Annotated in this window: 20 protein-coding genes, 1 pseudogene and 1 riboswitch; of the genes and pseudogenes, 6 read left to right on the top strand and 15 right to left on the bottom strand. The window is 72.2% G+C overall.

Going from position 1 to position 22,777, the window contains the following annotated elements; translation table 11 throughout:
• A pseudogene (locus AB0A61_RS04580) lies at positions 1–398 on the bottom strand (metallophosphoesterase); the annotation flags it as partial.
• Between the two features lie 42 nt (positions 399–440).
• Positions 441–680 (bottom strand): hypothetical protein, encoded by a 240-nt coding sequence (locus AB0A61_RS04575; protein WP_361285914.1) that lies wholly within the window; start codon positions 678–680, stop codon positions 441–443.
• 91 nt (positions 681–771) lie between these two features.
• Here AB0A61_RS04575 and AB0A61_RS04570 point away from each other — a divergent pair, with 91 nt between their 5' ends.
• The gene (locus AB0A61_RS04570) at positions 772–2,076 is read left to right on the top strand and encodes a D-alanyl-D-alanine carboxypeptidase (RefSeq protein WP_361285911.1); all 1,305 of its coding nucleotides are present in this window, start codon (positions 772–774) and stop codon (positions 2,074–2,076) included.
• On the opposite strand, the gene AB0A61_RS04565 is transcribed toward AB0A61_RS04570, so the two are convergent.
• Positions 2,024–2,950, bottom strand: coding sequence for a YihY/virulence factor BrkB family protein (locus AB0A61_RS04565; RefSeq protein WP_361285908.1), 927 nt, complete (start codon positions 2,948–2,950; stop codon positions 2,024–2,026). The two genes, AB0A61_RS04570 and AB0A61_RS04565, sit on opposite strands and share 53 nt — an antisense overlap.
• Positions 2,951–3,035: 85 nt before the next feature.
• On the opposite strand from AB0A61_RS04565, the gene AB0A61_RS04560 reads away from it, so the two are divergent.
• Positions 3,036–3,791, top strand: coding sequence for a decaprenylphospho-beta-D-erythro-pentofuranosid-2-ulose 2-reductase (locus AB0A61_RS04560; RefSeq protein ID WP_361285905.1), 756 nt, complete (start codon positions 3,036–3,038; stop codon positions 3,789–3,791).
• A gap of 49 nt (positions 3,792–3,840) precedes the next feature.
• On the opposite strand, the gene AB0A61_RS04555 is transcribed toward AB0A61_RS04560, so the two are convergent.
• The 3 genes from AB0A61_RS04555 to AB0A61_RS04545 form a co-directional block, all read right to left on the bottom strand.
• Complete coding sequence (locus tag AB0A61_RS04555; RefSeq protein WP_361285902.1) at positions 3,841–4,422, bottom strand: 2'-5' RNA ligase family protein; 582 nt, start codon at positions 4,420–4,422, stop codon at positions 3,841–3,843.
• Positions 4,423–4,593: 171 nt separating this feature from the next.
• Entirely contained in the window at positions 4,594–5,607 is a 1,014-nt protein-coding gene (gene trpS, locus AB0A61_RS04550) for a tryptophan--tRNA ligase (protein WP_361285900.1), read from the bottom strand.
• A gap of 124 nt (positions 5,608–5,731) precedes the next feature.
• Positions 5,732–7,180, bottom strand: a complete 1,449-nt coding sequence (locus AB0A61_RS04545; protein ID WP_361285897.1) for a glycine hydroxymethyltransferase — start codon at positions 7,178–7,180, stop codon at positions 5,732–5,734.
• A 32-nt stretch (positions 7,181–7,212) separates the two neighbouring features.
• A riboswitch (ZMP/ZTP riboswitch) is annotated at positions 7,213–7,307 on the bottom strand.
• A gap of 92 nt (positions 7,308–7,399) precedes the next feature.
• On the opposite strand from AB0A61_RS04545, the gene rocD reads away from it, so the two are divergent.
• Positions 7,400–8,605: an ornithine--oxo-acid transaminase gene (gene rocD / locus AB0A61_RS04540; RefSeq protein ID WP_361285894.1), complete on the top strand. Its 1,206-nt coding sequence runs from the start codon at positions 7,400–7,402 to the stop codon at positions 8,603–8,605.
• Between the two features lie 45 nt (positions 8,606–8,650).
• Here rocD and AB0A61_RS04535 read toward each other — a convergent pair whose 3' ends face one another.
• Positions 8,651–9,832, bottom strand: a complete 1,182-nt coding sequence (locus tag AB0A61_RS04535; protein WP_361285891.1) for a glutathionylspermidine synthase family protein — start codon at positions 9,830–9,832, stop codon at positions 8,651–8,653.
• A gap of 95 nt (positions 9,833–9,927) precedes the next feature.
• Positions 9,928–10,284 (bottom strand): hypothetical protein, encoded by a 357-nt coding sequence (locus tag AB0A61_RS04530; protein ID WP_361286251.1) that lies wholly within the window; start codon positions 10,282–10,284, stop codon positions 9,928–9,930.
• 158 nt (positions 10,285–10,442) lie between these two features.
• On the opposite strand from AB0A61_RS04530, the gene AB0A61_RS04525 reads away from it, so the two are divergent.
• A complete protein-coding gene (locus AB0A61_RS04525) occupies positions 10,443–11,264 on the top strand; it encodes a hypothetical protein (RefSeq protein ID WP_361286248.1) in 822 nt (273 codons plus the stop codon).
• A gap of 10 nt (positions 11,265–11,274) precedes the next feature.
• On the opposite strand, the gene AB0A61_RS04520 is transcribed toward AB0A61_RS04525, so the two are convergent.
• Positions 11,275–12,699: a PLP-dependent aminotransferase family protein gene (locus AB0A61_RS04520; protein ID WP_361285888.1), complete on the bottom strand. Its 1,425-nt coding sequence runs from the start codon at positions 12,697–12,699 to the stop codon at positions 11,275–11,277.
• A 46-nt stretch (positions 12,700–12,745) separates the two neighbouring features.
• Here AB0A61_RS04520 and AB0A61_RS04515 point away from each other — a divergent pair, with 46 nt between their 5' ends.
• Both AB0A61_RS04515 and AB0A61_RS04510 read left to right on the top strand, forming a co-directional pair.
• The gene (locus AB0A61_RS04515) at positions 12,746–13,252 is read left to right on the top strand and encodes a carboxymuconolactone decarboxylase family protein (protein ID WP_361285885.1); all 507 of its coding nucleotides are present in this window, start codon (positions 12,746–12,748) and stop codon (positions 13,250–13,252) included.
• A gap of 37 nt (positions 13,253–13,289) precedes the next feature.
• Positions 13,290–14,045, top strand: a complete 756-nt coding sequence (locus AB0A61_RS04510) for an isocitrate lyase/phosphoenolpyruvate mutase family protein (RefSeq protein ID WP_361285882.1) — start codon at positions 13,290–13,292, stop codon at positions 14,043–14,045.
• A gap of 231 nt (positions 14,046–14,276) precedes the next feature.
• Here the strand turns inward: AB0A61_RS04510 and AB0A61_RS04505 are convergent, their stop codons facing one another.
• From AB0A61_RS04505 to AB0A61_RS04480, 6 genes are all read right to left on the bottom strand, one after another.
• Positions 14,277–15,233 carry an ABC transporter substrate-binding protein gene (locus tag AB0A61_RS04505; protein ID WP_361286245.1) on the bottom strand — a complete coding sequence of 319 codons (957 nt, stop codon included), beginning with the start codon at positions 15,231–15,233 and terminating at the stop codon, positions 14,277–14,279.
• Positions 15,234–15,240: 7 nt separating this feature from the next.
• A complete protein-coding gene (locus AB0A61_RS04500) occupies positions 15,241–17,184 on the bottom strand; it encodes an ABC transporter permease subunit (protein WP_361285879.1) in 1,944 nt (647 codons plus the stop codon).
• Positions 17,184–18,272, bottom strand: a complete 1,089-nt coding sequence (locus AB0A61_RS04495; RefSeq protein WP_361285876.1) for a glycine betaine/L-proline ABC transporter ATP-binding protein — start codon at positions 18,270–18,272, stop codon at positions 17,184–17,186. Before AB0A61_RS04495 ends, AB0A61_RS04500 begins: the two co-directional genes overlap by 1 nt.
• Entirely contained in the window at positions 18,272–19,801 is a 1,530-nt protein-coding gene (locus tag AB0A61_RS04490) for a GMC oxidoreductase (RefSeq protein ID WP_361285873.1), read from the bottom strand. The genes AB0A61_RS04495 and AB0A61_RS04490 overlap by 1 nt, the downstream gene beginning before the upstream one ends.
• A 172-nt stretch (positions 19,802–19,973) precedes the next feature.
• A complete protein-coding gene (locus tag AB0A61_RS04485; protein WP_361285870.1) occupies positions 19,974–21,500 on the bottom strand; it encodes an aldehyde dehydrogenase family protein in 1,527 nt (508 codons plus the stop codon).
• Positions 21,501–21,678: 178 nt separating this feature from the next.
• Positions 21,679–22,773 (bottom strand): hypothetical protein, encoded by a 1,095-nt coding sequence (locus AB0A61_RS04480; RefSeq protein WP_361285868.1) that lies wholly within the window; start codon positions 22,771–22,773, stop codon positions 21,679–21,681.
• Positions 22,774–22,777: the final 4 nt, after the last annotated feature.

The raw sequence follows: 22,777 nt of genomic DNA, 5'->3' as shown, positions 1-22,777 counted from the left end.
TCCGTGATGGCCGCGGCCGTCACGGGGGCCGTCCGCGGTGCGGTCGCGGCGACGGGTTCCGGTCGGGCTCGCCGGGCACGCCGTTCGGCGAACCGCAGCAGCAGCGGCCGTACGACCTCACCGGCCACCACGCCCAGCAGCAGGTAGAGCGACAGGGCCAGCCAGAGATAGCCCGGCCAGGCGAGGACGCGCTGGAGCCAGAAGGGTGCCCCGGCGCGCTCGGCGACGAGGGCCCCGACGGCCAGCGCCCAGCCGCCGACGATCATCACCGCGCCCGCGCGCCGCGCCACACCGGGGCCACGGGTGGTGTCGCGGAACAGGCGGCGCCACACGTACCAGTTGCCCGCCACCACGGCGGCCACGGCGAGCAGCGCCACGAGCACGAAGACGACCACCATGGCGCCCTGTCCCTCCGTCGGTCCCGGTCGGTGTCCGGAACGCTATGACGTCCGGCGCAGTGCGCGCAGTCCGCGCAACCCGATGACGCCGATGACCGTCCCCAATACGAAAGAGACGACGGCGAGCGCCAGGTGCACCCAGAAGTACGCCGTCGGGTGCCCGTGGTCGAACGCGAGCCCGCTGCTGTCCTTGACGAGATTCTTGACGAAAGTGACCCAGATGACCCAGCTCCACACCCCGAAGGCGAGCAGGAACCAGGAAAGCGGGCGGCTGAGCTTCATAGGTTCAGTATCGCTGCCGGACGTCCGGCTCGGTGGCCGGGGTGGGGCGGGTGGTGGGACTCCGGCGCCCACGGCAGGTACGTTCTCGACCGTGCCTGCACCTCAGAAGACCGCCAGGCGATCCCTGCTGGTCACTTCCGCCACCTTGTTGTCCCTTTCATTGCCGCTTTCGTTGCCGCTTTCGTTTTCCCTTTCGCTGGCCGCGCCTGCCGCCGTGGCGGCGCCCGCCCCCACGACGAGCCCGTCGGCCACTCCCCCGGCGCACATGTCGAACGTGGGCGGCGCCCGCCTCGGGCAGGCCGGTACGCAGGTCAATCCGAGCGGCGGCGTCCCGGTGCTGCCGAAGGACCTCACGGCACGCTCCTGGATCGTGGCCGACGCCGAGTCCGGTCAGGTGCTCGCCGCGCACAACGCGCACTGGCAGCTTCCCCCGGCCAGCACCCTGAAAATGCTGTTCGCCGACACGGTGCTGCCGAAGTTCCCCCGGACCGAGACCCACAAGGTCGCCGTGACCGACCTGGCCGGGATGGGCGCGGGCTCCAGTCTGGTCGGGATAAAGGAGAACGAGATCTACACCGTCCACGACCTGTGGCTGGGCGTCTTCCTGCGCTCGGGCAACGACGCCGTGCATGTGCTGTCCGCGATGAACGGCGGCGTCGGGCAGACCGTGCAGGACATGAACGCGCACGCACAGGAACTCCAGGCGCGTGACACCCACGTGGTGTCCCCGGACGGCTATGACGCACCCGGCCAGGTGTCGTCGGCGTACGACCTCACACTGTTCGCCCGTTCCGGACTGCAGAAGAAGGACTTCCGCGAGTACTGCTCGACGGTGCGGGCGTCGTTCCCCGGCGAGACGAAGAAGGACAAGACGGGCAAAACGGTGCGTGAGTCCTTCGAGATCCAGAACACCGACCGGCTGCTGTCCGGCGACAGCGACGTCCCGGTGTACCCGGGCATCGCGGGTGTGAAGAACGGCAACACCACCAACGCGGGCGCCACCTTCACCGGCGTCGCCGAACGGGGCGGCAAGGTCCTGCTCGTGACGGTGATGAACCCGCAGAAGAAGGAGCACAACGAGGTCTACAAGGAGACCGCCAGGCTCTTCGACTGGGGCTTCCAGGCGGCCGGGAAGGTGCAGCCGGTGGGTGAGCTGGTGCCGCCCAGGAGCGCCCAGCCGGGCACGAGCCCCTCGGGCGGCCAGGCGGGCGGCGGAGCGGGCGGGGGCTCCTCGGCGAAGCCGGTGGCGAGCGCCGCCGCCAAGGACGGCTCCGGCGGTATGGGGGTCGCGCTGGCGATCACCGGCGGGGTGCTGGTGCTGCTCGCGGCCGGGGCGTTCCTGGTCAACCGGCGCTGGCCGCTGCCGGACCTGATGCGTCGTCGGACCCGTCCGTGAGGCCGGCCCCCTCGCCCCGCTCGCCGTCCCCGCTCTGCGTCGCCGTCCAGGCGGCGCAGTAGAGGACCAGCTTGGCGGTGAAGTTGATCCACAGCAGCAGTGCGACCGGCACGCCGAAGGCACCGTACATGCTCTTCGTCGCGACGCCCTGGATGTAACCGCTGAGCAGCAGCTTCAGCAGCTCGAAGCCGACGGCCCCGGTCAGCGCGGCGACGAGCAGACGGTGGCGCGGCGGCTCCACCCGGGGCAGCAGCGTGAGGACGTACAGCAGCACGAGGAAGTCGGCGAGTACGGCGACGGCGAACGCGATGACCCGCAACAGGACGCTGCCCCAGCCGTGTTCGCCCAGCCCGATCTGCCGGGACACCCAGCCGACGGCGGCCGAGGCAACGGTGGAGACCGCCAGCGTGAGCAGCACGGCGCCGCCTAAGCCGATGAGGACACCGGCGTCCTTGAGCTTGCCCAGGAACGGGTTCTCCGCGCGGTCGGGCAGCTCCCACACCGCGCGCAGGCAGTCCCGCATCTGACCGACCCAGCCGATGCCGGTGAGCAGCAGGGCGGCGCCCGCGACGAGAGAGACGGTGCCGGCGTTCTCGACCAGTGCGTTGATGTCGAGTTGGCCGGAGAGGCCGGGGAACTGCTGAGCGATCTTGTTCTGGAGCTGGTGCTGCTGCTCGGCGCTCAGAGTGGCGGCGGCGATCGCGGTGGCCAGCGTCAGCAGCGGGAAGAGCGCGACGAAGCTGATGAACGTCATCGCGGCGGCCAGCCGCGTCCACTTCACCCGGTCCAGGCGCTCGTACGACCGCCACGCATGCGTGGCCATCAGCCGGGCCACCAGCGGACCGATGACGGGGAGGTTCCTCAGCCAGTCCATGATCCGACTGTGCCCGCTCACCGTCGGCCCGAACACCGCGTTTCTCAGCAGAAACGCCCATATATGAGCGATAAAGTCCTCTTTCGTGAAGGATGCTTCCGCTCTCCCCCGGTCCCTGCTCGTCCTCGGCGGTACGTCCGAGATCGCGCTCGCCACCGCGCGCCGTCTGATCGCGCGCCGCACGCGCACGGTGTGGCTGGCGGGCCGCCCCTCACCCGGCCTCGAGGAGGCCGCCGCCCACCTGCGCACCCTGGGGGCGGACGTGCGCACCGTCGCCTTCGACGCCCTCGACCCCGAGTCCCACGAGACGGCGCTCGGCAAGGTCTTCGCCGAGGGCGCCGTCGACATGGTGCTGCTGGCCTTCGGCGTCCTGGGCGACCAGGCGTACGACGAGCGGGAGCCGCTGAACGCGGTGCGGGTGGCGCAGACCAACTACACCGGGGCGGTCTCCGCCGGCCTGGTCAGCGCGCGGGAACTGCAGAACCAGCGGTACGGATCGCTGGTGGTGCTCTCCTCGGTCGCCGGCGAGCGCGCCCGGCGCACGGACTTCCTCTACGGCTCCAGCAAGGCCGGTCTGGACGTCTTCGCCCAGGGCCTGGGCGACGCGCTGCACGGCACCGGCGTGCACGTCATGGTCGTACGCCCCGGGTTCGTCCGGTCGCGGATGACGGCCGGTCGCGAGGAGGCGCCGCTGGCGACGACACCGGAAGAGGTCGCAACGGCCGTCGAACTCGGGCTGCGGCGGCGCTCGGAGACGGTGTGGGTGCCGGGCGCGCTGCGCATCGTGATGTCGGCGCTGCGGCACCTGCCGCGCGCGGTGTTCCGGCGGCTGCCGCTGTAGCCGGGGCGCCGCCACCCGCCCGGTGGCCGCGGCCGCGCCGTGGCGGGTGTCAGCCGGTGGGCAGCGAGTCGCGGTCCGCGTGGGCCGGCTGCGGGGGGACCACCGTACGGCCGCCGAAGGTGAACTCCCGCAGCTTGCGCCACACCCCGTCGGTGCCCTGCTCGTAGAGGGCGAAGCCGGTGCACGGCCACTCGGCCTCGAAGTCGGCGAGTTCCGCGAAGGCGCGGTCCATCGCCGCGTCGTCGATGCCGTGCGCCACCGTCACATGCGGGTGGTAGGGGAACTGGAGTTCACGCGCCACGGGTCCGGACGCGTGGCGGACCTGCTTCTGCAGCCACGCGCACGCCTCGGCGCCCTCGACGACCCGCACGTACACCACCGGCGACAGCGGCCGGAAGGTACCGGTGCCGGACAGCCTCATCACGAAGGGGCGCCCGGCCGTGGCGACCTCGGTCAGGTGCGCCTCGACGGCCGCCAGGTCGGCGGCGTCGACCTCGGTCGGCGGCAGCAGGGTGACGTGCGTGGGGATGCCGTGAGCCGCGGCGTCGCCGAAGCCCGCGCGCCGCTCCTGGAGCAGGCTGCCGTGGGGCTCCGGGACCGCGATCGACACGCCGATCGTTACGGTCCCCACGTCGTCTCCTGTCGTCGTGTCTGTTTGGTTCTCAGCGGTTCTCGGCCGTTTCGTCACAGCCGTCCGGCTATCGACTGTACGACCACCGCCGCCTTGTGGGCAGGCGCAGCCATAGTGATGTGCAGCGCTCTGTCCCAGGTACGTGCGTGCGGTGGTGCGCCTCGGTGCCCGTCAGTGCTTCGCGGGCAGGAAACCGACCTTGTCGTACGCCTGGGAGAGGGTCTCCGCGGCGACCGTGCGCGCCTTCTCCGCGCCCTTGGCCAGGATCGAGTCCAGCGTCTCCGGGTCGTCCAGGTACTGCTGGGTCCGCTCCCGGAACGGCGTCACGAACTCGACCATGACCTCGGCGAGGTCGGTCTTGAGCGCACCGTAGCCCTTGCCGGTGTACTTCTCCTCCAGTTCGGTGATACCCGCGCCCGTGAGCGTCGAGTAGATCGTGAGGAGGTTGCTGACGCCGGGCTTGGTCTCGGGGTCGAACCGGATGACGGTGTCGGTGTCGGTGACCGCGCTCCGGACCTTCTTGGCGGTGGCCTTCGGATCGTCGAGGAGGTTGACGAGGCCCTTCGGCGTGGAGGCCGACTTGCTCATCTTGATCGACGGGTCCTGCAGGTCGTAGATCTTCGCGGTCTCCTTGAGGATGTACGGCCGCGGGACCGTGAAGATCTCGCCGAAGCGGCCGTTGAAACGCTCGGCGAGATCGCGGGTGAGCTCGATGTGCTGGCGCTGGTCCTCGCCCACCGGCACCTCGTTGGCCTGGTAGAGCAGGATGTCGGCGACCTGCAGGATCGGGTACGTGAACAGGCCGACGGACGCCCGGTCGGCGCCCTGCTTGGCGGACTTGTCCTTGAACTGGGTCATGCGGGACGCCTCGCCGAAGCCGGTGAGGCAGTTCATGACCCAGGCCAGCTGGGCGTGCTCGGGGACATGGCTCTGAACGAAGAGCGTGCAGCGGTCCGGGTCGAGCCCGGCGGCCAGCAGCTGGGCGGCGGCCAGCCGGGTGTTGGCGCGGAGCTCCTCCGGGTCCTGCGGGACCGTGATCGCGTGGAGGTCGACGACCATGTAGAACGCGTCGTGGGACTCCTGCAGGGCCACCCACTGGCGGACGGCGCCGAGGTAGTTGCCGAGGTGGAACGAGCCTGCCGTGGGCTGGATTCCGGAGAGCACGCGGGGTCGGTCAGTCGCCATGTCTTTCATTGTCTCAGAGAGCGCGGGGGGGTCGGTGCGTGGGGAACTGCGGACCGTGGTGGGCCGATCGCACCCGCGCCGCGGGGCCGCACACCCATGCGGCCCCGCGCCCCTGCGGGCCGGCTCAGCCCAGGTCGATCTCCGGGTACAGCGGGAAGCCCGCCACCAGGTCCGTCGCCCGCTGGGCGATCTCCTCCGCGGTCTTCTCGTCCAGGACGTGGGCGGCCTTGGACGGGGCACCCGACTTGGTCGTGCCCGGCTGTGTGGTGGTCAGGACCCGGTCGATCAGGCCCGCCACCTCGTCCATCTCGGCGGTGCCGAGGCCGCGCGTGGTCAGCGCCGGGGTGCCGATGCGGATGCCGGAGGTGTACCAGGCGCCGTTGGGGTCGGCCGGGATCGCGTTGCGGTTGGTGACGATGCCGGAGTCCAGCAGCGCCGCTTCCGCCTGGCGGCCGGTGAGGCCGTAGGACGAGGCCACGTCGATCAGGTTCAGATGGTTGTCCGTGCCGCCGGTGACCAGGGTGGCGCCCCGGCGCATCAGGCCTTCCGCGAGGGCCCTGGAGTTGTCGACGATGCGCTGGGCGTAGTCCTGGAAGGAGGGCTGCCGGGCCTCGGCGAGGGCGACGGCCTTGGCCGCCATGACGTGCGGGAGCGGACCGCCGAGGACCATCGGGCAGCCGCGGTCGACCTGGTCCCTGAGGGAGTCGTCGCACAGGACCATGCCGCCGCGCGGGCCGCGCAGCGACTTGTGGGTGGTGGTGGTGACGATCTGGGCGTGCGGGACCGGGTCGAAGTCGCCGGTGAGGACCTTGCCCGCGACCAGGCCCGCGAAGTGGGCCATGTCGACCATGAGCGTGGCGCCGACCTCGTCGGCGATCTCGCGCATGATCCGGAAGTTCACCAGACGGGGGTAGGCGGAGTACCCGGCGACGATGATCAGCGGCTTGAACTCGCGGGCGGAGGCGCGCAGGGCCGCGTAGTCGATCAGACCGGTGGCCGGGTCGGTGCCGTAGGAGCGCTGGTCGAACATCTTGCCGGAGATGTTCGGGCGGAAGCCGTGGGTGAGATGGCCACCGGCGTCCAGGGACATGCCGAGCATGCGCTGGTTGCCGAAGGCTCGGCGCAGCTCGGCCCAGTCGGCCTCGGAGAGGTCGTTGACCTGGCGGACACCGGCCTTCTCCAGGGCCGGGGCCTCGACCCGCTGGGCGAGGACGGCCCAGAAGGCGACGAGGTTGGCGTCGATGCCGGAGTGCGGCTGGACATAGGCGTGGGCGGCGCCGAAGAGCTCCTTGGCGTGCTCGGCGGCGAGCGACTCCACGGTGTCGACGTTGCGGCAGCCGGCGTAGAAGCGGCGGCCGACGGTGCCCTCGGCGTACTTGTCGCTGAACCAGTTCCCCATCGCCAGGAGGGTGGCCGGGGAGGCGTAGTTCTCGGAGGCGATCAGCTTGAGCATCTCGCGCTGGTCGGTGACCTCCTGGCCGATGGCGTCGGCGACCCGCGGCTCCACGGCGCGGATCACGTCGAGGGCGGCGCGGAAGGCGGTGGACTCGGTGGAGAGGGGCTGCTCTGGCATGGGGACCTCCGGACGGCGTGTGTACAGCGTTCACGGTTGGCCCAGGCGCACGGCTCACAATCGCTTGTCTCCGGGCCGCTCCCCGATGGTCGGTCCCATCCCAAGCGCGCCAGTCACGGCCCGTTGATCAGCCTACCGGGCGTGCCGGACGGGGAGTCTGCCGCGTCCGGCATGCGAGCGAGGATAGGAAGGGGGTGACCCTCATCCCCGGGAGCTGCCGTGACCACTACGGAAGACCTCATCGCCGCCGCCGACGCCCACAGCGCGCACACCTACCACCCGCTGCCGGTGGTGATCGCCACCGCTGACGGGGCCTGGATGACCGACGTGGAGGGCCGCCGGTATCTCGATCTGCTGGCCGGCTACTCGGCGCTGAACTTCGGGCACGGCAACCGGCGGCTGGTCGAGGCGGCCAAGGCGCAGATGGAGCGGGTGACGCTGACCTCGCGGGCGTTCCACCACGACCTGTTCGGCGCGTTCTGCGGGCAGCTGGCCGAGCTGTGCGGGATGCAGACGGTGCTGCCGATGAACACGGGTGCGGAGGCGGTCGAGACGGCCGTGAAGACGGCCCGGAAGTGGGGCTACCGGGTCAAGGGCGTGCCCGGCGAAATGGCGAAGATCGTGGTGGCGGGCAACAACTTCCACGGGCGGACGACGACGATCATCAGCTTCTCCACCGACCCGGAGGCGCGGTCGGACTTCGGGCCGTACACGCCGGGGTTCGAGATCGTGCCCTACGGGGACATGACGGCGATGCGGTCGGCGGTCACGGAGAACACGGTCGCCGTGCTGCTCGAGCCGATCCAGGGGGAGGCGGGGGTCCTGGTTCCACCGGCCGGCTATCTGGCGGCGGTGCGGGAGCTGACGCGGGAGCGGAACGTGCTGTTCGTGGCCGACGAGATCCAGTCGGGGCTGGGCCGCACGGGCCGGACCTTCGCCTGCGAGCACGAGGGTGTCGTACCGGATGTGTACGTGCTGGGGAAGGCGCTCGGGGGCGGGATCGTGCCGGTGTCCGCGGTGGTGTCGTCGCGCGACGTGCTCGGGGTGTTCCGGCCGGGCGAGCACGGGTCGACGTTCGGCGGGAGCCCGCTGGCGTGCGCGGTGGCGCTGGAGGTGATGGCGATGCTGCGGTCGGGCGAGTTCCAGGCGCGGGCCGCGGAGCTCGGTGAGCACCTGCACCGGGAGCTGGGGCTGCTGGCCGGCACCGGGCGGGTGACGGCGGTTCGCGGGCGCGGCCTGTGGGCGGGCGTCGACGTCGACCCGGCGCTCGGCACGGCCCGGGAGATCTCCGAGAAGCTGATGGACCGGGGCGTCCTGGTGAAGGACACCCACGGCTCGACGATCCGGATCGCCCCGCCCCTGGTGATCAGCAAGGAGGACCTGGACTGGGGCCTGGACCAGCTGCGCGGGGTGCTGGGCGGGTAGGGCCTGTGCGGCGGATCGGGCCCGCTCCGAGCCGGGGGTTCGCCTTCAGAGGATCACGTGCGGCAGGAAGCGGGCGTACTCGTCCGTGACCAGGCCCGCGGACTCACGGATGCCCAGGCCCGCGGCCTCGCCGTCGACGACCCAGGCGCCGAGGACGACGTGGTTGCCGTCGAAGGCGGGCAGGGGGGCCAGGGCCTGGTAGCAGCAGGGCTCGTCGCGGACCACGGGGTCGGTGCCGGGCCCGTGGACGGTCACGCCGGCTCCCTCCCTGCCCAGCAGCGGTTTGGCGACGTACCCGGTCGTCGCCGCCAGCCCGCGCGGGCCGTCCAGGTGGGCGGGCAGCAGGTTCGGGTGCCCGGGATACAGCTCCCACAGGATGGCCAGGAGCGCCTTGTTGCTGAGGAGCATCTTCCAGGCGGGTTCGATCCACAGGGTGCTGCCGGTCCCGCCGCCGTTGTCGAGGGTGTCGAGGACGTGGCCGGCGAAGCGGTCGGTGGTGAGCCATTCCCACGGGTAGAGCTTGAAGATGCTGCGGATGAACCGGAGGTCGTTGTCCACGAACCGCCCGGACAACGTGTCCCAGCCGATCTCCTCCATCGAGATCCAGTCGGTGTCGAGCCCTGCCTGCTCGGCGGTCTCCTTCAGGTAGGCCACCGTCATGAGGTCCTCGCCGAGTTCGTCGGCGCTGGAGTGCGCGAAGTGGAGCGGGCCGGGCGGCAGCAGCGGGGCCTGCTTCTTCCAGGCGGCGACGAGGCGTTCGTGGAGGGAGTTCCACTGGTCGGCGCCGGGGAAGCGCTCCTCCATCCAGAACCACTGGGGCGAGGCGGCCTCGACGAGGGAGGTGGGGGTGTCGGCGTTGTACTCGAGCAGTTTCGCCGGGCCGGTGCCGTCGTAGCGCAGGTCGAAACGGCCGTAGAGGGAAGGGAGGTCGGCCCGCCGGTGCCATGCCTCGGAAACCGCCTCGGCCAGGCGCGGGTCGGTGATGCCGAGGTCGGCGAAGCGGTCGGCGGTGACGATGTGGTCCGCCGCCGCGAGGCACATGCGGTGGAGTTCCCCGACGGCCTCCTCCAGCGCCTCCACCTCGGGGAGGCCGAAGACGTAGTGGGCGCTCTCGTCCCAGTAGGGAAGGAGGGAGCCGTCGGGGTGGCGGGTGAGGGGGTAGATGAGCCCCTGTGCCTCCACGGTCTGCTGCCAGCCCGGCCGGGGTTCGATCGTTCGCCGTTCCATGTCTGCCGTCTCTGCCGTCTCTGCCGCCTGTGCCGTCCTGCCTGTGCCGCCTGTGCCCGTCCTGCCTGTGCCGCCTGTGCCGCCTTGGGCCCTCGTCAGCCGCCGGAGCTGCCCTTGCCACCGCCGAAGCCACCGCGGTGGACGCCGCTGCCGTGGCCACCGCTCGAACCGCCGGAGCCGCCCGAGCCCTTGCGGGGCGTGGTGAAGGAACCGCCACTGATCCAGCCGCCGTTCTTCCTGCCGCCGTAGTACCAGGTGCCGTCGACGGCGGTCTTGGCGGACCTGCAGTTCTTGTCGGAGACGATCCGGTAACCCCTGGCCGCGGTGTAGCTGTCGCGGTCGACGCAGCGCTGGTCCGGTTCGGAGGAGCAGGCGGTGAGTGCGGCTGCGAGCAGCCCCATGCCGCCGAGTACGACCGTGCCCGAGCGAAGCCGCCGGTGTGCGTCCCCCATGTCCCGCATGTCCCGTCTCCCGTTCTCCCCGTTGGACGTGCCCTCGGTCGACCGGTCCTTCGCCGGTTGCCGGCAGAAAGACTAGAGACAGGTGAGAACCGGTACCCGGTCGGGCCGCGGATCTAGCGCTCCCCTACAGTCGCTTCGTGCTGTTTGGAATGGTGTGTGCGCTTGGTGCGGCGGTTTGTTTCGGTACGGCGACGGTGCTCCAGGCGGTCGCCGCGCGAGCCGCCGGCACGGGCGGCGGCTCGGACGCGGCGCTGTTCCTGCGCGCGGTGCGTCAGTGGCGGTACCTGGCGGGGCTGGCGCTGGACGGCCTCGGGTTCCTGCTGCAGATCATTGCGCTGCGGTCGCTTCCGATCTACGTGGTCGGCGCGGCCCTCGCGTCGAGCCTCGCGGTGACGGCGGTGGCCGCCGCCCGGTTGCTTCGGGCACGCCTGAGCGGGGTGGAGTGGAGCGCGGTCGGCGTGGTCTGCGCCGGGATGGCGATGCTGGGGCTGGCCTCGGGGGCGGAGGGCAGCCGGGAGGGGTCGCCGGTGCTGAAGTGGGCGATGCTCGTCACCTCGGTCGCGGTCCTGGTGCTGGGCGCGCTGAGCAGCCGGCTCGCGGGCCGCGGGCAGGGACTGCTGCTCGGGCTGGGGGCCGGATTCGGGTTCGGCGTGGTCGAGGTCGCGGTGCGCCTGATCGACTCGCTCACCCCGTCGGTCCTGCTCACCAACCCGGCGACGTACGCCCTGGTCCTCGGCAGTGTCGGCGCCTTCGTGCTGCTGACCATGGCCCTGCAGCGCGGCGCGGTGACCACGGCCACCGCGGGCATGGTGATCGGGGAGACCATCGGGCCCGCGGCCGTGGGCGTGGTGTGGCTCGGCGACCGCACGCGGGAGGGCCTGACCTGGCTCGCGGTGGTGGGCTTCGCGGTGGCGGTGGCCGGGGCACTGGCACTGGCCCGCTTCGGGGAGGCCCCGGTCGAGGAGGCGTGACGGCGGCGCCTCACGGCAGCACCCGGCACAGCGCGTCCAGCGCACCCGCCCAGGCGTGGTCCGGTGGGGTGCCGTAGCCGACGACGAGGGCGTCCAGCGGTTCGGTGGTGGCCCGCGGGTGGCGGAAGCGGGAGAGGCCGTGGACGGCGAGTCCCTGCCAGGCTGCCGCCCGTACCACCGACGACTCGGTGCCCGGCGGCAGCTCAAGGACGGCGTGCAGTCCGGCGGCGATGCCGGTGACCCGGATCCGGGGCGCTCGCTCCGCCAGAGCCCGGACGAGGGCGTCGCGGCGGCGCCGGTACCGCAGGCGGGCGGCGCGGATGTGCCGGTCGTAGGCGCCCGAAGTGATGAACTCCGCGAGGGTCAGCTGGTCCAGGACGCCGCCGGACCAGCCGCCGGCGCGCCGGGCGGCGACCACGTCCGGGAGCAGGGAGCCGGGCAGCACCATCCAGCCCAGGCGCAGCCCGGGGGCGAGGGACTTGCTGACGGTGCCCAGGTGGATCACATGCTCCGGATCGAGGTCCTGCAGCGCACCCACGGGCTGGCGGTCGTAGCGGAACTCGCCGTCGTAGTCGTCCTCCAGGACCAGCCCCCCGGTGCGGCGGGCCCACTCGACCACGGCGGCGCGGCGGCGCGGGCGCAGCACCCCGCCCATGGGGAACTGGTGCGCGGGGTTCAGCAGCACCGCAGACACCCCGGCGGGCACGTCGGGTCGGGTGCCGAAGTCGTCGAACGGCAGCGGGACCGTGCCCAGGCCGGCCTGCTCCGCGATCGTCCGGTGCACGTCCAGGCCGTAGGCCTCCACAGCCAGCGAGTCCAGTCCGCGCCGGGCGAGGACCTCGCCCAGCAGCTTCAGTCCCTGGGCGAAACCGGAGCACACCACGATGCGGTCGGCGTCCGCGCGCACGCCGCGCGCCCGGGAGACGTAGCCGGCGAGCGCGGTGCGCAGTTCGACGCGGCCGCACGGGTCTCCGTAGCCGAGGGCCTCGTTGGGTGCCGACGCGAGGGCGCGACGGGCCGCCCTGAGCCACTCCGTACGCGGGAAGGAGGCGAGGTCCGGGGTGCCCGGCGTCAGGTCGTACGCGGGGCGGCCGGGCTCGCGCCGGGGCTGCGCCGACCGGCCCGGAGCCCCGGGCACCGCCCTCCCCCGCCGCCCGCAGGGCGTGGGAGGCGCCCCCGGGGCCACCCGGGTGCCCGAGCCCTGACGGGCGGTGAGCCAGCCCTCGGCGACCAGGTCGGCGTAGGCGTCGGCGACCGTGTTGCGGGCGATGCCCAGGTCGGCGGCGAGGGAGCGGGAGGAGGGCAGCCGGGTGCCGGGAGTCAGGCGGCCGGTGCGGACCGCTTCGCGCAGGGCGTCGGTCAGTCCGCGGCGCACCCCCGGACCGGTCGGTTCCAGGTGCAGGTCGACGCCGAAAGTGGCCCATGTTCTCGCCATGGAAATGGACCATACTCCTGGGCTGCCTCGCCCCTAGGGTCGAATCATGACCAGGAACGACGACACCATGACAAGCGAATTCGCACCCGAGCAGGCCCCCAGGCTCGCCTGGGCGCAGCACGCCCCCGAGGTCTACAAGGCGATGGTGCGGCTGGAGGCGGCCGCCGGGCAGGGGCTGGACGCGCGGCTGCGGGAGCTGGTGAAGATCCGCGCCTCGCAGCTCAACCGCTGCGCGTTCTGCCTCGACATGCACACCAAGGACGCGCTCGCGGCGGGTGAGAGCGTCGAGCGGATCGTGCAGCTGAGCGCGTGGGGGGAGTCGCGGCACTTCTACACCGAGAAGGAGCTCGCGGCTCTCGAACTGACCGAGACGGTCACAGTCCTGACGGACGGCTTCGTGCCGGACGAGGTGTACGAGAAGGCGGCCAAGCACTTCGACGAGGCCGAGCTGGCTCAGCTCATCGCCGCGATCGTGGTGATCAACGCGTGGAACCGGTTCGGGGTGACGACCCGCGCGGTGCCGGGCCACTACCAGCCGGGCCAGTACAGGTGAGGACCGCGGTGACGCGTACGGACCGGAGGTTCCCGGCGTGAGCAAGGTCGAGGAGTTCCGTGCGCTGCACCGCAGCCGTACGCCCGGGGACCCCTTGGTCCTGCCCGGCCCCTGGGACGCGGCGAGCGCCCGTGTGTTCGTCGAGGCCGGGTTCCCGGCGCTGGCCACGCCCAGTGCGGGGGTCGCCGCCTGTCTCGGGTACGAGGACGGGGCGACGCCGGCCGGCGAGATGTTCGCGGCCGTGGCACGGATCGTCCGGGCGGTGGGCGTGCCGGTGTCGGCGGACGTCGAGGGCGGGTACGGGCTGGCGCCCGGGGAGCTGGTGGAACGGCTGCTGGAGGCCGGCGTGGTGGGGTGCAACCTCGAGGACTCCAACGGGGGTGTTCTCAAGGACCCGCACCGGCACGCCGACTGGCTGGCCGAGGTCCGCCGGGCCGCGGCCGGCCGGCTGTTCCTCAACGCCCGCATCGACACCTTCATCAGAGGTGTCGCCGATCCCGAACGGGCCATCGAGCGAGCCGCGTTGTACGTCGCCGCGGGCGCCGACTGCGTGTATCCCATCGGCGCCCCGGCGAACGTACTGCCGCTGCTGCGGTCCGGGATCCAGGGGCCGGTGAACGTCTTCGCGCGCCTGGACGGCGAGGGCCCCTCGCCCGCCGAACTCGGCGAACTCGGGGCCACCCGCGTCACGTTCGGACCGGGACTGCAGCGGCGCACGGTCCAGGCCCTGCACAGGCTCGCGGCGGAGCTGGGCCAGTGCCCCGGAAGGCAACGTTCGCCCGTCAAGGAGTGACGTCATGGGGGTCCCCCCTGCTCGGGCGAAGCCGAGAGCTCGGGGGAGCGTGCTCTCGGCGTGCCGGCCGGAAGTCCTCGTACTGGACGTACTTGGGCTTTCGGCCGGTGCGGCGAGTGGGGGTCCCCCCTGCTCGAAGAGCTTGGGGGAGCGCCGGGCGCCGCGACGTGGCGAACGCTGCCTGCCGGGGCACTGGTTTCCAGCCCTTGTCCGGCGGATCAGGTCAGGGCGTCAGGACAGCCACGTCCTCCAGGTGGACTCGTGGCTGTCCACCCACTTCTTCGCCGCCTCGGCCGGGGTGAGCTTCTGGTCGGCGATCGACAGGGAGACCTCGTTCTGGTCCTCGGTCGTCCACTTGAACTTCTTCAGGAAGGCCGCCGCCTTGCCGCCGTGCCGGGCGAAGCCGGCGTTGAGGTACTTCTGCAGCGGGGTGTGCGGGTAGGCACAGGCGACCTTGGCCGCGTCCGCGTCGCAGCCGTCCTTGTACGGCGGCAGCTTCACCTCCGTCATGGGGACCTTCTTGAACAGCCACTGCGGCGAGTACCAGTACGTCAGGAAGGGTTTGTGCGCCTTGGCGAACTGCCGCATCTGCGTGATCTGCGCCGCCTCGGAGCCGGCGAAGACGACCTGGTAGTCCAGCTTCAGGTTCGTCACCAGCGCCTTGTCGTTGGTGACGTAGGACGGGGAGCCGTCCATCAGCTGGCCCTTGCCGCCGCTCTCCGCGGTGCGGAAGAGCGAGGCGTACTTGTTGAGGTTGCGCCAGTCGGTGATGTCGGGGTGCTGCTGGGCCAGGTACGTCGGGACGAACCAGCCGATGTGCCCGGTCACCCCGAGGTCGCCGCCGCGCGCGATCGTCTTCTTGTCCTCGACGTACCGCTTCTCCTGGTCGGGGTGGCCCCAGTCCTCCAGGATCGCGTCGACCCGGCCCTGACTCAGCGCGTCCCAGGCCGGCACCTCGTCGACCTGCACCGTGTCGACGCGGTAGCCGAGCTTGTGTTCCAGGAGGTACTGGGCGACGGCCACGTTGGACTGGGCGCCGACCCAGGACTGCACGGACAGGGTCACGGTCTTGGAGCCCTGTGCGTTGGCGAAGGGCGAGGCCTGCTTGGTCATGTCGGCGGCGCCGCAGCCGGTGAGCAGCGAGAGGCCGGCCGCCGTGGCGGCGATCAGCGCCGTCCTGCGGTTCATGGTCATCTCACGCTCCCTTCCGCGCGCGTCGCTCGGTGGGCTGGGTCACCCGGTCCAGCATCAGGCCCAGGCAGACGATCGCGAGCCCGGCGACCAGGCCGGTCGCCAGGTCGCCCTGGGCGAGACCGAAGACGACGTTGTAGCCGAGCGCGCCGCCACCGACCAGGCCGCCGATGATGACGACGGCGAGGACGAGGACCACGCCCTGGTTGACCGCCAGCAGCAGCGCCGGGCGGGCCAGCGGCAGCTGGACCTGGCGGAGCTGCTGGCCGCTGGTCGCGCCGAGCGAGCGCGCCGACTCCATGGCCGCCGGGTCGACCTGGCGCAGGCCCTGCGCGGTGATGCGGACGACCGCGGGAAGGGCGTACACGATGGCCGCGACGACGGCGGGGGCGCGGCCGACGCCGAAGAGCGCGACGACCGGGATCAGGTACACGAACTGCGGCATCGTCTGGAAGACGTCCAGGACGGGGCGCAGCGCCTTCTCGAAGCGGTCGCTGCGGGCGGCCGCGATGCCGGTGGCGAAGCCGAGGACCAGGGTGACGGCGACCGCGGCGAGCACCTGGGACAGGGTGTCCAGGGACGGCTTCCACACGCCGAGCACGCCGATCGTGGCCATGGCCAGGACGGCGGTCAGCGCGGTGCGCCAGGTGCCGATCAGCCAGGCCAGGGCGGCGACCATCAGCAGCACCGCCCACCAGGGCAGCCACTGCAGACCCGACCGCACCGGGTCGAGGACCCAGGTGGTGAAGTGGCCCGCCCAGTCGGCGGTGCCGCCGATGTACGGGACGCCGGAGTACAGGTGGGCGGTCATCCAGTCGACCGCGCGATTGACCGGCTCGGCGATGCCGACCGTCCAGCCCGAGGGCCAGTCGAGGCGGTCCGCGAGCCGCGCGGCCAGGGCGACGGCGACGGTGGCCGCGGCCGCGTAGGCCCAGCCGCTCACGCCGCGCCGCTCGCCACCCAGGCCTTCGCCTGCCGCCGCGGTCACCCGGTCCAGCACGACGGCCAGCAGCACGATCGGGATCCCGGCCGCCAGCGCCGCGCCCACGTCGACCGAGGCCAGGGCCTGGTAGACGCGGTCACCGAGGCCTCCCGCGCCGATCACGGAGGCGATGACCACCATGGACAGCGCCATCATGATCGTCTGGTTGAGGCCGAGCAGGAGGTCCTTGCGGGCGAGCGGGATACGGGCGGTCAACAGCCGCTGGCGCGCGGTGGCGCCCAGGGAGTCGACCGCCTCCAGCACCTCCGGGTCGGCGCCCCGCAGACCGAGGGAGGTCAGGCGGGCCATGGGCGGTGCGGCGTAGACGACGGTGGCGAGGACGGCGGCGGGCACGCCGATGCCGAAGACCAGCACCACGGGCAGCAGGTACGCGAAGGCCGGGAGCACCTGCATGGTGTCCAGCACCGGGCGCAGGGCGCGGTCCATCCGGTCGGACAGCCCGGCCGCGAGGCCGAGCAGCGCGCCCACCACGACGGAGGCGAGCACCGCGGCCACCATCAGGGCGAGGGTCTGCATGGTCGGCACCCACATGCCGAGCAGGCCGCAGGCGAGGAAGGCGGCGCCGGTGCCCAGGGCGAGCCGGACCCCGGCCACCCGCCAGGCCACCAGGGCGGCGGCGGCCGTCACACCCGCCCAGCCGGCGGCGAGCAGGGTGAGGTAGACGGCGCGTACGGAGATGACGACCGCGTTGCTGATGTAGCCGAAGAAGTACAGGAACAGCGGGTGGCTGTCGCGGTTGTCGATGATCCAGTTGCTGGCGCTGCCCAGCGGCTTGGACAGGTCCACGGTGAGCGCCTGGGGCCAACTGCCGCTCGCCCACTGGGCGTTCGCGATCGGCACCAGGACGGCCGCGGCGAGCGCGAGCACCAGGAGCTTGCGCAGGGCGGGCCGCCCGAGCACTCCGGGCAGCGCGACGCGCGGGGCGGAAGCGGTGATCGTCGCCATCAGACCGCCTCCCTGGCCGTCTCCGTCCCGGCCACGACCCCGAGCAGGCACTCGTGGTCGACCACCCCCAGGCAGCGTCCGTCCTCCATCACCCGGGCCGGGGAACCGGTGCGCGCCACCGCCTCGATCGCCTCCGCCACGGTGGCGTCGGGGTCGACCGCCGGGCCGTCGACCGGCTTCTTCGCGGACGGGGGCCGCATGGCCGTACGGACGGTGATGACCTGCTCGCGCGGTACGTCGCGGACGAACTCGCGGACGTAGTCGTCGGCCGGGGAGCCGACGATCTCCTCGGGGGTGCCGAGCTGGACGATCCGGCCGTCCCGCATCAGGGCGATGCGGTCGCCGAGCTTGAGGGCCTCGCTCAGGTCGTGGGTGATGAAGACCATCGTGCGGCCCTCCTCCCGGTGCAGCCGGATCACCTCGTCCTGCATGTCCCGCCGGATGAGCGGGTCCAGCGCGCTGAACGGCTCGTCGAAGAGCAGGACCTCCGGGTCGACGGCGAGGGCACGGGCCAGGCCGACGCGCTGCCGCTGGCCGCCGGAGAGCTGGCCGGGGCGGCGCTGCTCCATGCCCTCCAGGCCGACCTTCGCGACCACCTCGGCGGCCTTCTCGCGGCGGTCGCTCCTGGCCATGCCCTGGATCTCCAGGCCGTAGGCCACGTTGTCGAGGACGGTGCGGTGCGGCAGCAGGCCGAAGTGCTGGAACACCATCGCGGCGCGGTGCCGGCGCAGTTCGCGCAGCCGGGACCTGTCCATGGCGCGGACGTCCTCGCCGTCGATGGCGATGGTGCCCGCGGTCGGCTCGATCAGCCGGGTCAGACAGCGCACCAGCGTGGACTTGCCCGAGCCGGACAGACCCATGACGACGAAGACCTCGCCCTTGCGCACGTCGAAGCCGACATCGCGGACGGCGGCCGTGCAGCCGGTGCGCTCGCGCAGGTCGGCGGGCGTGAGCCCGGTGAGCTCGGGGTCGGCCGGAACGCGGTCGGCCTTCGGGCCGAAGACCTTCCACAGGCTGTCGACCGAGAAGACGGGGGCGTCGGCCGAGTCGCCGGTGGGCGGCTTACGAGTGGGAACCGTGAGAGCCATCAGGCCTCACCTCCGATCAGGTCTGCGGCCTTCTCCCCGACCATGAGCACCCCGATCATCGGGTTCACGGCGGGCATGGTCGGGAAGACGGACGCGTCGGCGATACGAATGCCGTCCAGGCCCCGGATGCGCAGGTCCGGGTCGACGACGGCCAGTTCGTCGTCGGCGGCGCCCATCCTGCAGGTGCCGGCCGGGTGGTACACGGTGTGCGCGATCTTGCGGGCGTACTCGCTGAGTTCCTCGTCCCCGGTGACGTCCGGGCCGGGGCACACCTCCCGCTTCAGCCAGCCGGCCAGCGGCTCGGTCCGGGCGATCTCGCGGGCGATGCGGATGCCGTCGACGAGGGTGCGGCCGTCGTAGTCGTCCTCGTCGGTGAAGTAGCGGAAGTCGAGGGCGGGTTTGACCGACGGGTCGGGGCTGGTGAGGTACAGCCGGCCGCGGCTCTTCGGCTTGGGGATGTTCGGGGTCATCGAGACGCCGTACGGCGGCCGTTCGTAGCCCAGGCGCTCGGGGTTGTCCGTGAACGGGATCTGGTAGAAGTGGAACATCAGGTCCGGGCCCGCGTGTTCGGGGTCGCGGCGCACGAACAGGCCGGCGTCCGAGTCCATCGCGGAGTTCTCCGGGATCGGGCCGTGGGTCTCCCAGACGATCACCGACTCGGGGTGGTCGAGCAGGTTCTCGCCGACGCCCGGCAGGTCGTGCGCGACGGGTATGCCGAGCGACTCCAGGTCGGCCTTCGGTCCGATGCCCGAGTGCAGCAGCAGGCGGGGCGAGTCCACGGCGCCGGCGCACAGCAGCACCTCGCGGCGGGCCCGTACCAGGGTCTCCTCGCCGTCCTTGGTGCGCGCGTGGACGCCCTCGGCGCGGGTGCCGTTCAGCTGGAGCCGGTACGCCCAGGTCTCCAGCAGGATGGTCAGGTTCGGGCGCTCGTCCATCACGGGGTGCAGATAGGCCACCGACGCCGACGAGCGCTTGTTGTTCTCGGGGTGGTAGGCGAGGTCGAAGAAGCCGACGCCCTCGGTGAACGGCTTCTTGTTGAAGCCCTCGACGCGGGGCACGCCGAGGGCGGCCTGGGCGGAGTCGACGAAGTCGCGGGCAATCGCGTTCCGGTCCCGCTCGTCGACCGGGACGATGTTGTTCAGCAGGCGGGCGAAGTAGGCCTCCATCGGGACCGCGCCCCAGCCCTTGGCGCCGGCCGTCTCCCACTCGTCCCAGTCGGACGGCAGCGGCTTGAAGGAGATCAGCGTGTTGTGCGAGGAGCAGCCGCCGAGGACGCGGGCGCGGCTGTGCCGGATGTGCGAGTTGCCGCGCGGCTGCTCGGTGGTCGGGTAGTCGTAGTCCAGCTCGCCGCCGAGCAGGCCCATCCAGCGGCGCAGGGTCAGCACGTCCTCGCGGTCGACGTCGCTGGGGCCGCCCTCGATGACGGCGACGGTGACGTCCGGGTTCTCGGTGAGGCGGGAGGCGATGACGGAACCGGCCGTTCCGCCACCGATGACGACGTAGTCGTACTCGTGGGCGTTATGGGGCATGGGGGTGGTACTCCGGTGGGGGGCTGGACGTTTCGGGTGTCTTCGGGGGGCGCCGGGGGGCGGGGCTCCGCGTCTGCCCGGGGGTGCGGGCTCGGGGCGGTGCGGTCCTGGGGACGGGTTCGGCGGTACGGGCTCGGCGGTACGGGTTTCGGGGGTGCGGCCCGGGGTCGACTCAGCCCGCGAACCAGCGCACCGGCCTCGGCGCGAGGTTCTGGTAGACGTGCTTGGTCTCGCGGTACTCGGCGAGCCCGGCGGGGCCGAGTTCGCGTCCCACACCGCTCTTGCCGAAGCCGCCCCACTCCGCCTGCGGGAGATAGGGGTGGAAGTCGTTGATCCAGACGGTGCCGTGGCGCAGCCGGCCGGCCACGCGGCGGGCGCGGCCCGCGTCGGTGGTCCAGACGGCGCCCGCGAGGCCGTACTCGGTGTCGTTGGCGAGGGCCACCGCCTCCGCCTCGGTGCGGAAGGTCTCGACGGTGAGCACCGGGCCGAAGACCTCCTCGCGGACCACCTTCATATGGCGGTTGCAGCTGTCCAGGACGGTCGGTTCGTAGAAGTAGCCGGTGGCGGGCCGCTCCGGCGACGGCTCGGGCCGCTTGCCGCCGGCGCGCAGCACCGCGCCCTCGGCGAGCGCGGAGGCGACGTACGCCTCGACCTTGGCACGCTGCTGCTCGGAGACGAGCGGGCCGCACTCGACTCCGGCCTCGGTGCCGCGGCCCAGGCGGATCTTCTCGGCCCGGCGGGCGAGTTCGGCGACGAAGCGGTCCCGGACGGACTCCTCGACGATGAGGCGCGCGCCCGCCGAGCAGACCTGGCCGCTGTGGATGAAGGCCGCGTTGAGGGCCTGGTCCACGGCGGTGTCGAAGGCCTCGTCGGTCGCGCACGCGTCGGCGAAGACGACATTGGGGTTCTTGCCGCCGAGTTCGAGGGCGACCTTCTTGACGGTCGGGGCGGCGGCCTGGGCCACCTTGGTGCCGCTGACCAGGCCGCCGGTGAAGGAGACCAGGTCGACGTCGGGGTGCTCGGCGAGCCGGGCGCCGACCGTGTGACCGGGGCCGGTGACGAGGTTGGCGACACCGGCGGGCAGGCCCGCCTCGACGAGCAGCTCGATCAGGGCGATCGTGGTCAGCGGGGTGATCTCGCTCGGCTTGATCACGAAGGTGTTGCCGGCGGCGAGCGCCGGGGCGATCTTCCAACTGGCCTGGAGCAGGGGGTAGTTCCAGGGGGTGATCAGTGCGCAGACACCCACGGGCTCGTGCACGACGACGCTGTGGATGTCGGGCGAGCCCGCGTCCACGACCCGGCCGGGAGCCTCGGCGGCGACCAGGTCGGCGAAGTAGCGGAAGGCGTCGGCGACGCAGTCGATGTCGACCCGCCCCTCCTCCGCGGTCTTGCCCGCGTCCCGGCTCTCCAGCAGGCCGAGCCGTTCGCGGTCGCGCACCAGCAGGCCGGCGACCCGGCGCAGCAGGGCGGCGCGCTCGGCGACCGGGGTGCGCGGCCAGGCGCCCTCGCCGCCGTCGAAGGCACGCCGGGCCGCGTCCACCGCCCGGTCCGTGTCCTTCTCGTCGCCCTCTGCGACCACGGCGAAGGGCGTCGCGTCCGCGGGGTCGAGGATCTCGCGCGTGGCTCCGGAAACCGCTTCCAGCCACTCCCCTCCCGCGTGAATGGTGCCGCGCGCCTGAGGATTCGTATGGTCCGCCATGATCGGTAGTGCCTTCCGTTCCCGCTCAGTGGCCCTGTGTTACGTAGATGTCACTCACAGGGACCGTGAGCGCCTGCCCCTTTCGGCGAATTGCATGCGCAATCCGCAGCCGAAAGTGGCGTGGGTCACGGAAGTTGGGGACACGGGGGGACAAAAGGGGCGGAAGATGGGTGGGGATTCAGCTTCCGCAGGAGGTGTAGGGCGGGCAGAACCACTTGACCGCCGTGTCCAGGACCTCGCGTTCGTCGGCCCGGCCGTCGGCTTCGGGGCCGTAGGAGGCGATCGCGTAGAGCTTGCCGTCGGCGGCCTGGAAGCGCTCGTCCACGACGTGCCAGGTGCCGATGCCGGGCTCGCCCTTGAGGGAGTCTGCCAGATACTCCATCCGGGAGCCGGTGAAGTCGCCGGTGTCCAGGTTCTGCAGCGAGAGCTTGCGGAACCCGGGGGGCTTCGGCACCGACGGCGAGAGGTACAGGTTGAACGACTCGTCCGGGGAGGACTCCGCCACCTCGTACACCTGCAGCCGCCGGTCCCCTCCCGCGCTGCGGAAGTTGACCACGTCCATGCCGTACTGGGAGGCCACCGAGGAGCGCGTCCAGCCGTCGGGCACGGCGATGCGGAAGCCCTGCTGGTCCACGTGGCTCGTGTAGCCGGCCGGGGGCGCGTCCGCGGACGGTGACGGGGACGAGGCGCCGGTGGCGGACTCCTCGGTGGCGTACGTCGTCGGGGACGGACCGGCGGTCGCGGGCGTACTGCTCGCGGGGGCGGCGCCCCGGTGGTCCTTCTGGCCGCCGCCGAGGCCCAGGGTCACCACCAGGCTCACCGCGACGCCGACCGCGGCGGACGCCCCGATCACCGTCCACACCGTGCGCCGGCTGTGCCCACCGGGCGCGGCGGGCACGGAGACCGGCGCGGCCGGCGGCCAGGCCCCGTCGGCCGCGGGCCCGTACGCGGACGGCAGGTACGGCGACGGCACGGGCGGAGGAACGAGGTCTCCCGGCGAAGCCGCGGGCACCGCCGCCGGGACCGCGCCCGGCTCGCCCGGCGGGAGCACCGCGGGGCCGCCGCCCAGGGCGGACGGCGGCCGGGGCGGGATCGACAGGGCCGTGCTGGTCGGCGCGTCCGGGTCCTGGACGCCGGCGGGCGGCGTCAGCGGTGCGCGGTCCGGCCGCGCGGGCGGTGGCGGGGTCACGGGCGCGCTGTCCGCCGTTCCGTCCTCCCAGCGCTGGGCATCCTCGTTCCAGTACCGCCCGCCCCCGGTGCCCCCGTTGCCCACGGTG

The sequence above is a fragment of the Streptomyces sp. NPDC046197 genome, assembly GCF_040646295.1.
Classification (GTDB): domain Bacteria; phylum Actinomycetota; class Actinomycetes; order Streptomycetales; family Streptomycetaceae; genus Streptomyces.
Note: the sequence above shows the minus strand (reverse complement) of the source record. Positions and strands in the feature narration are given on the sequence as shown.

Coding starts and splice junctions, on each gene's coding strand:
- AB0A61_RS04535 (WP_361285891.1), bottom strand. CDS start 9,832: ATGGAACGGCGAACGATCGAACCCCGGCCGGGCTGGCAGCAGACCGTG.
- AB0A61_RS04485 (WP_361285870.1), bottom strand. CDS start 21,500: ATGGCGGACCATACGAATCCTCAGGCGCGCGGCACCATTCACGCGGGA.
- AB0A61_RS04490 (WP_361285873.1), bottom strand. CDS start 19,801: ATGCCCCATAACGCCCACGAGTACGACTACGTCGTCATCGGTGGCGGA.
- AB0A61_RS04545 (WP_361285897.1), bottom strand. CDS start 7,180: ATGCCAGAGCAGCCCCTCTCCACCGAGTCCACCGCCTTCCGCGCCGCC.
- AB0A61_RS04515 (WP_361285885.1), top strand. CDS start 12,746: ATGACCAGGAACGACGACACCATGACAAGCGAATTCGCACCCGAGCAG.
- AB0A61_RS04505 (WP_361286245.1), bottom strand. CDS start 15,233: ATGAACCGCAGGACGGCGCTGATCGCCGCCACGGCGGCCGGCCTCTCG.
- AB0A61_RS04530 (WP_361286251.1), bottom strand. CDS start 10,284: ATGGGGGACGCACACCGGCGGCTTCGCTCGGGCACGGTCGTACTCGGC.
- AB0A61_RS04495 (WP_361285876.1), bottom strand. CDS start 18,272: ATGGCTCTCACGGTTCCCACTCGTAAGCCGCCCACCGGCGACTCGGCC.
- trpS (WP_361285900.1), bottom strand. CDS start 5,607: ATGGCGACTGACCGACCCCGCGTGCTCTCCGGAATCCAGCCCACGGCA.
- AB0A61_RS04520 (WP_361285888.1), bottom strand. CDS start 12,699: ATGGCGAGAACATGGGCCACTTTCGGCGTCGACCTGCACCTGGAACCG.
- AB0A61_RS04500 (WP_361285879.1), bottom strand. CDS start 17,184: ATGGCGACGATCACCGCTTCCGCCCCGCGCGTCGCGCTGCCCGGAGTG.
- AB0A61_RS04575 (WP_361285914.1), bottom strand. CDS start 680: ATGAAGCTCAGCCGCCCGCTTTCCTGGTTCCTGCTCGCCTTCGGGGTG.
- AB0A61_RS04525 (WP_361286248.1), top strand. CDS start 10,443: ATGGTGTGTGCGCTTGGTGCGGCGGTTTGTTTCGGTACGGCGACGGTG.
- AB0A61_RS04565 (WP_361285908.1), bottom strand. CDS start 2,950: ATGGACTGGCTGAGGAACCTCCCCGTCATCGGTCCGCTGGTGGCCCGG.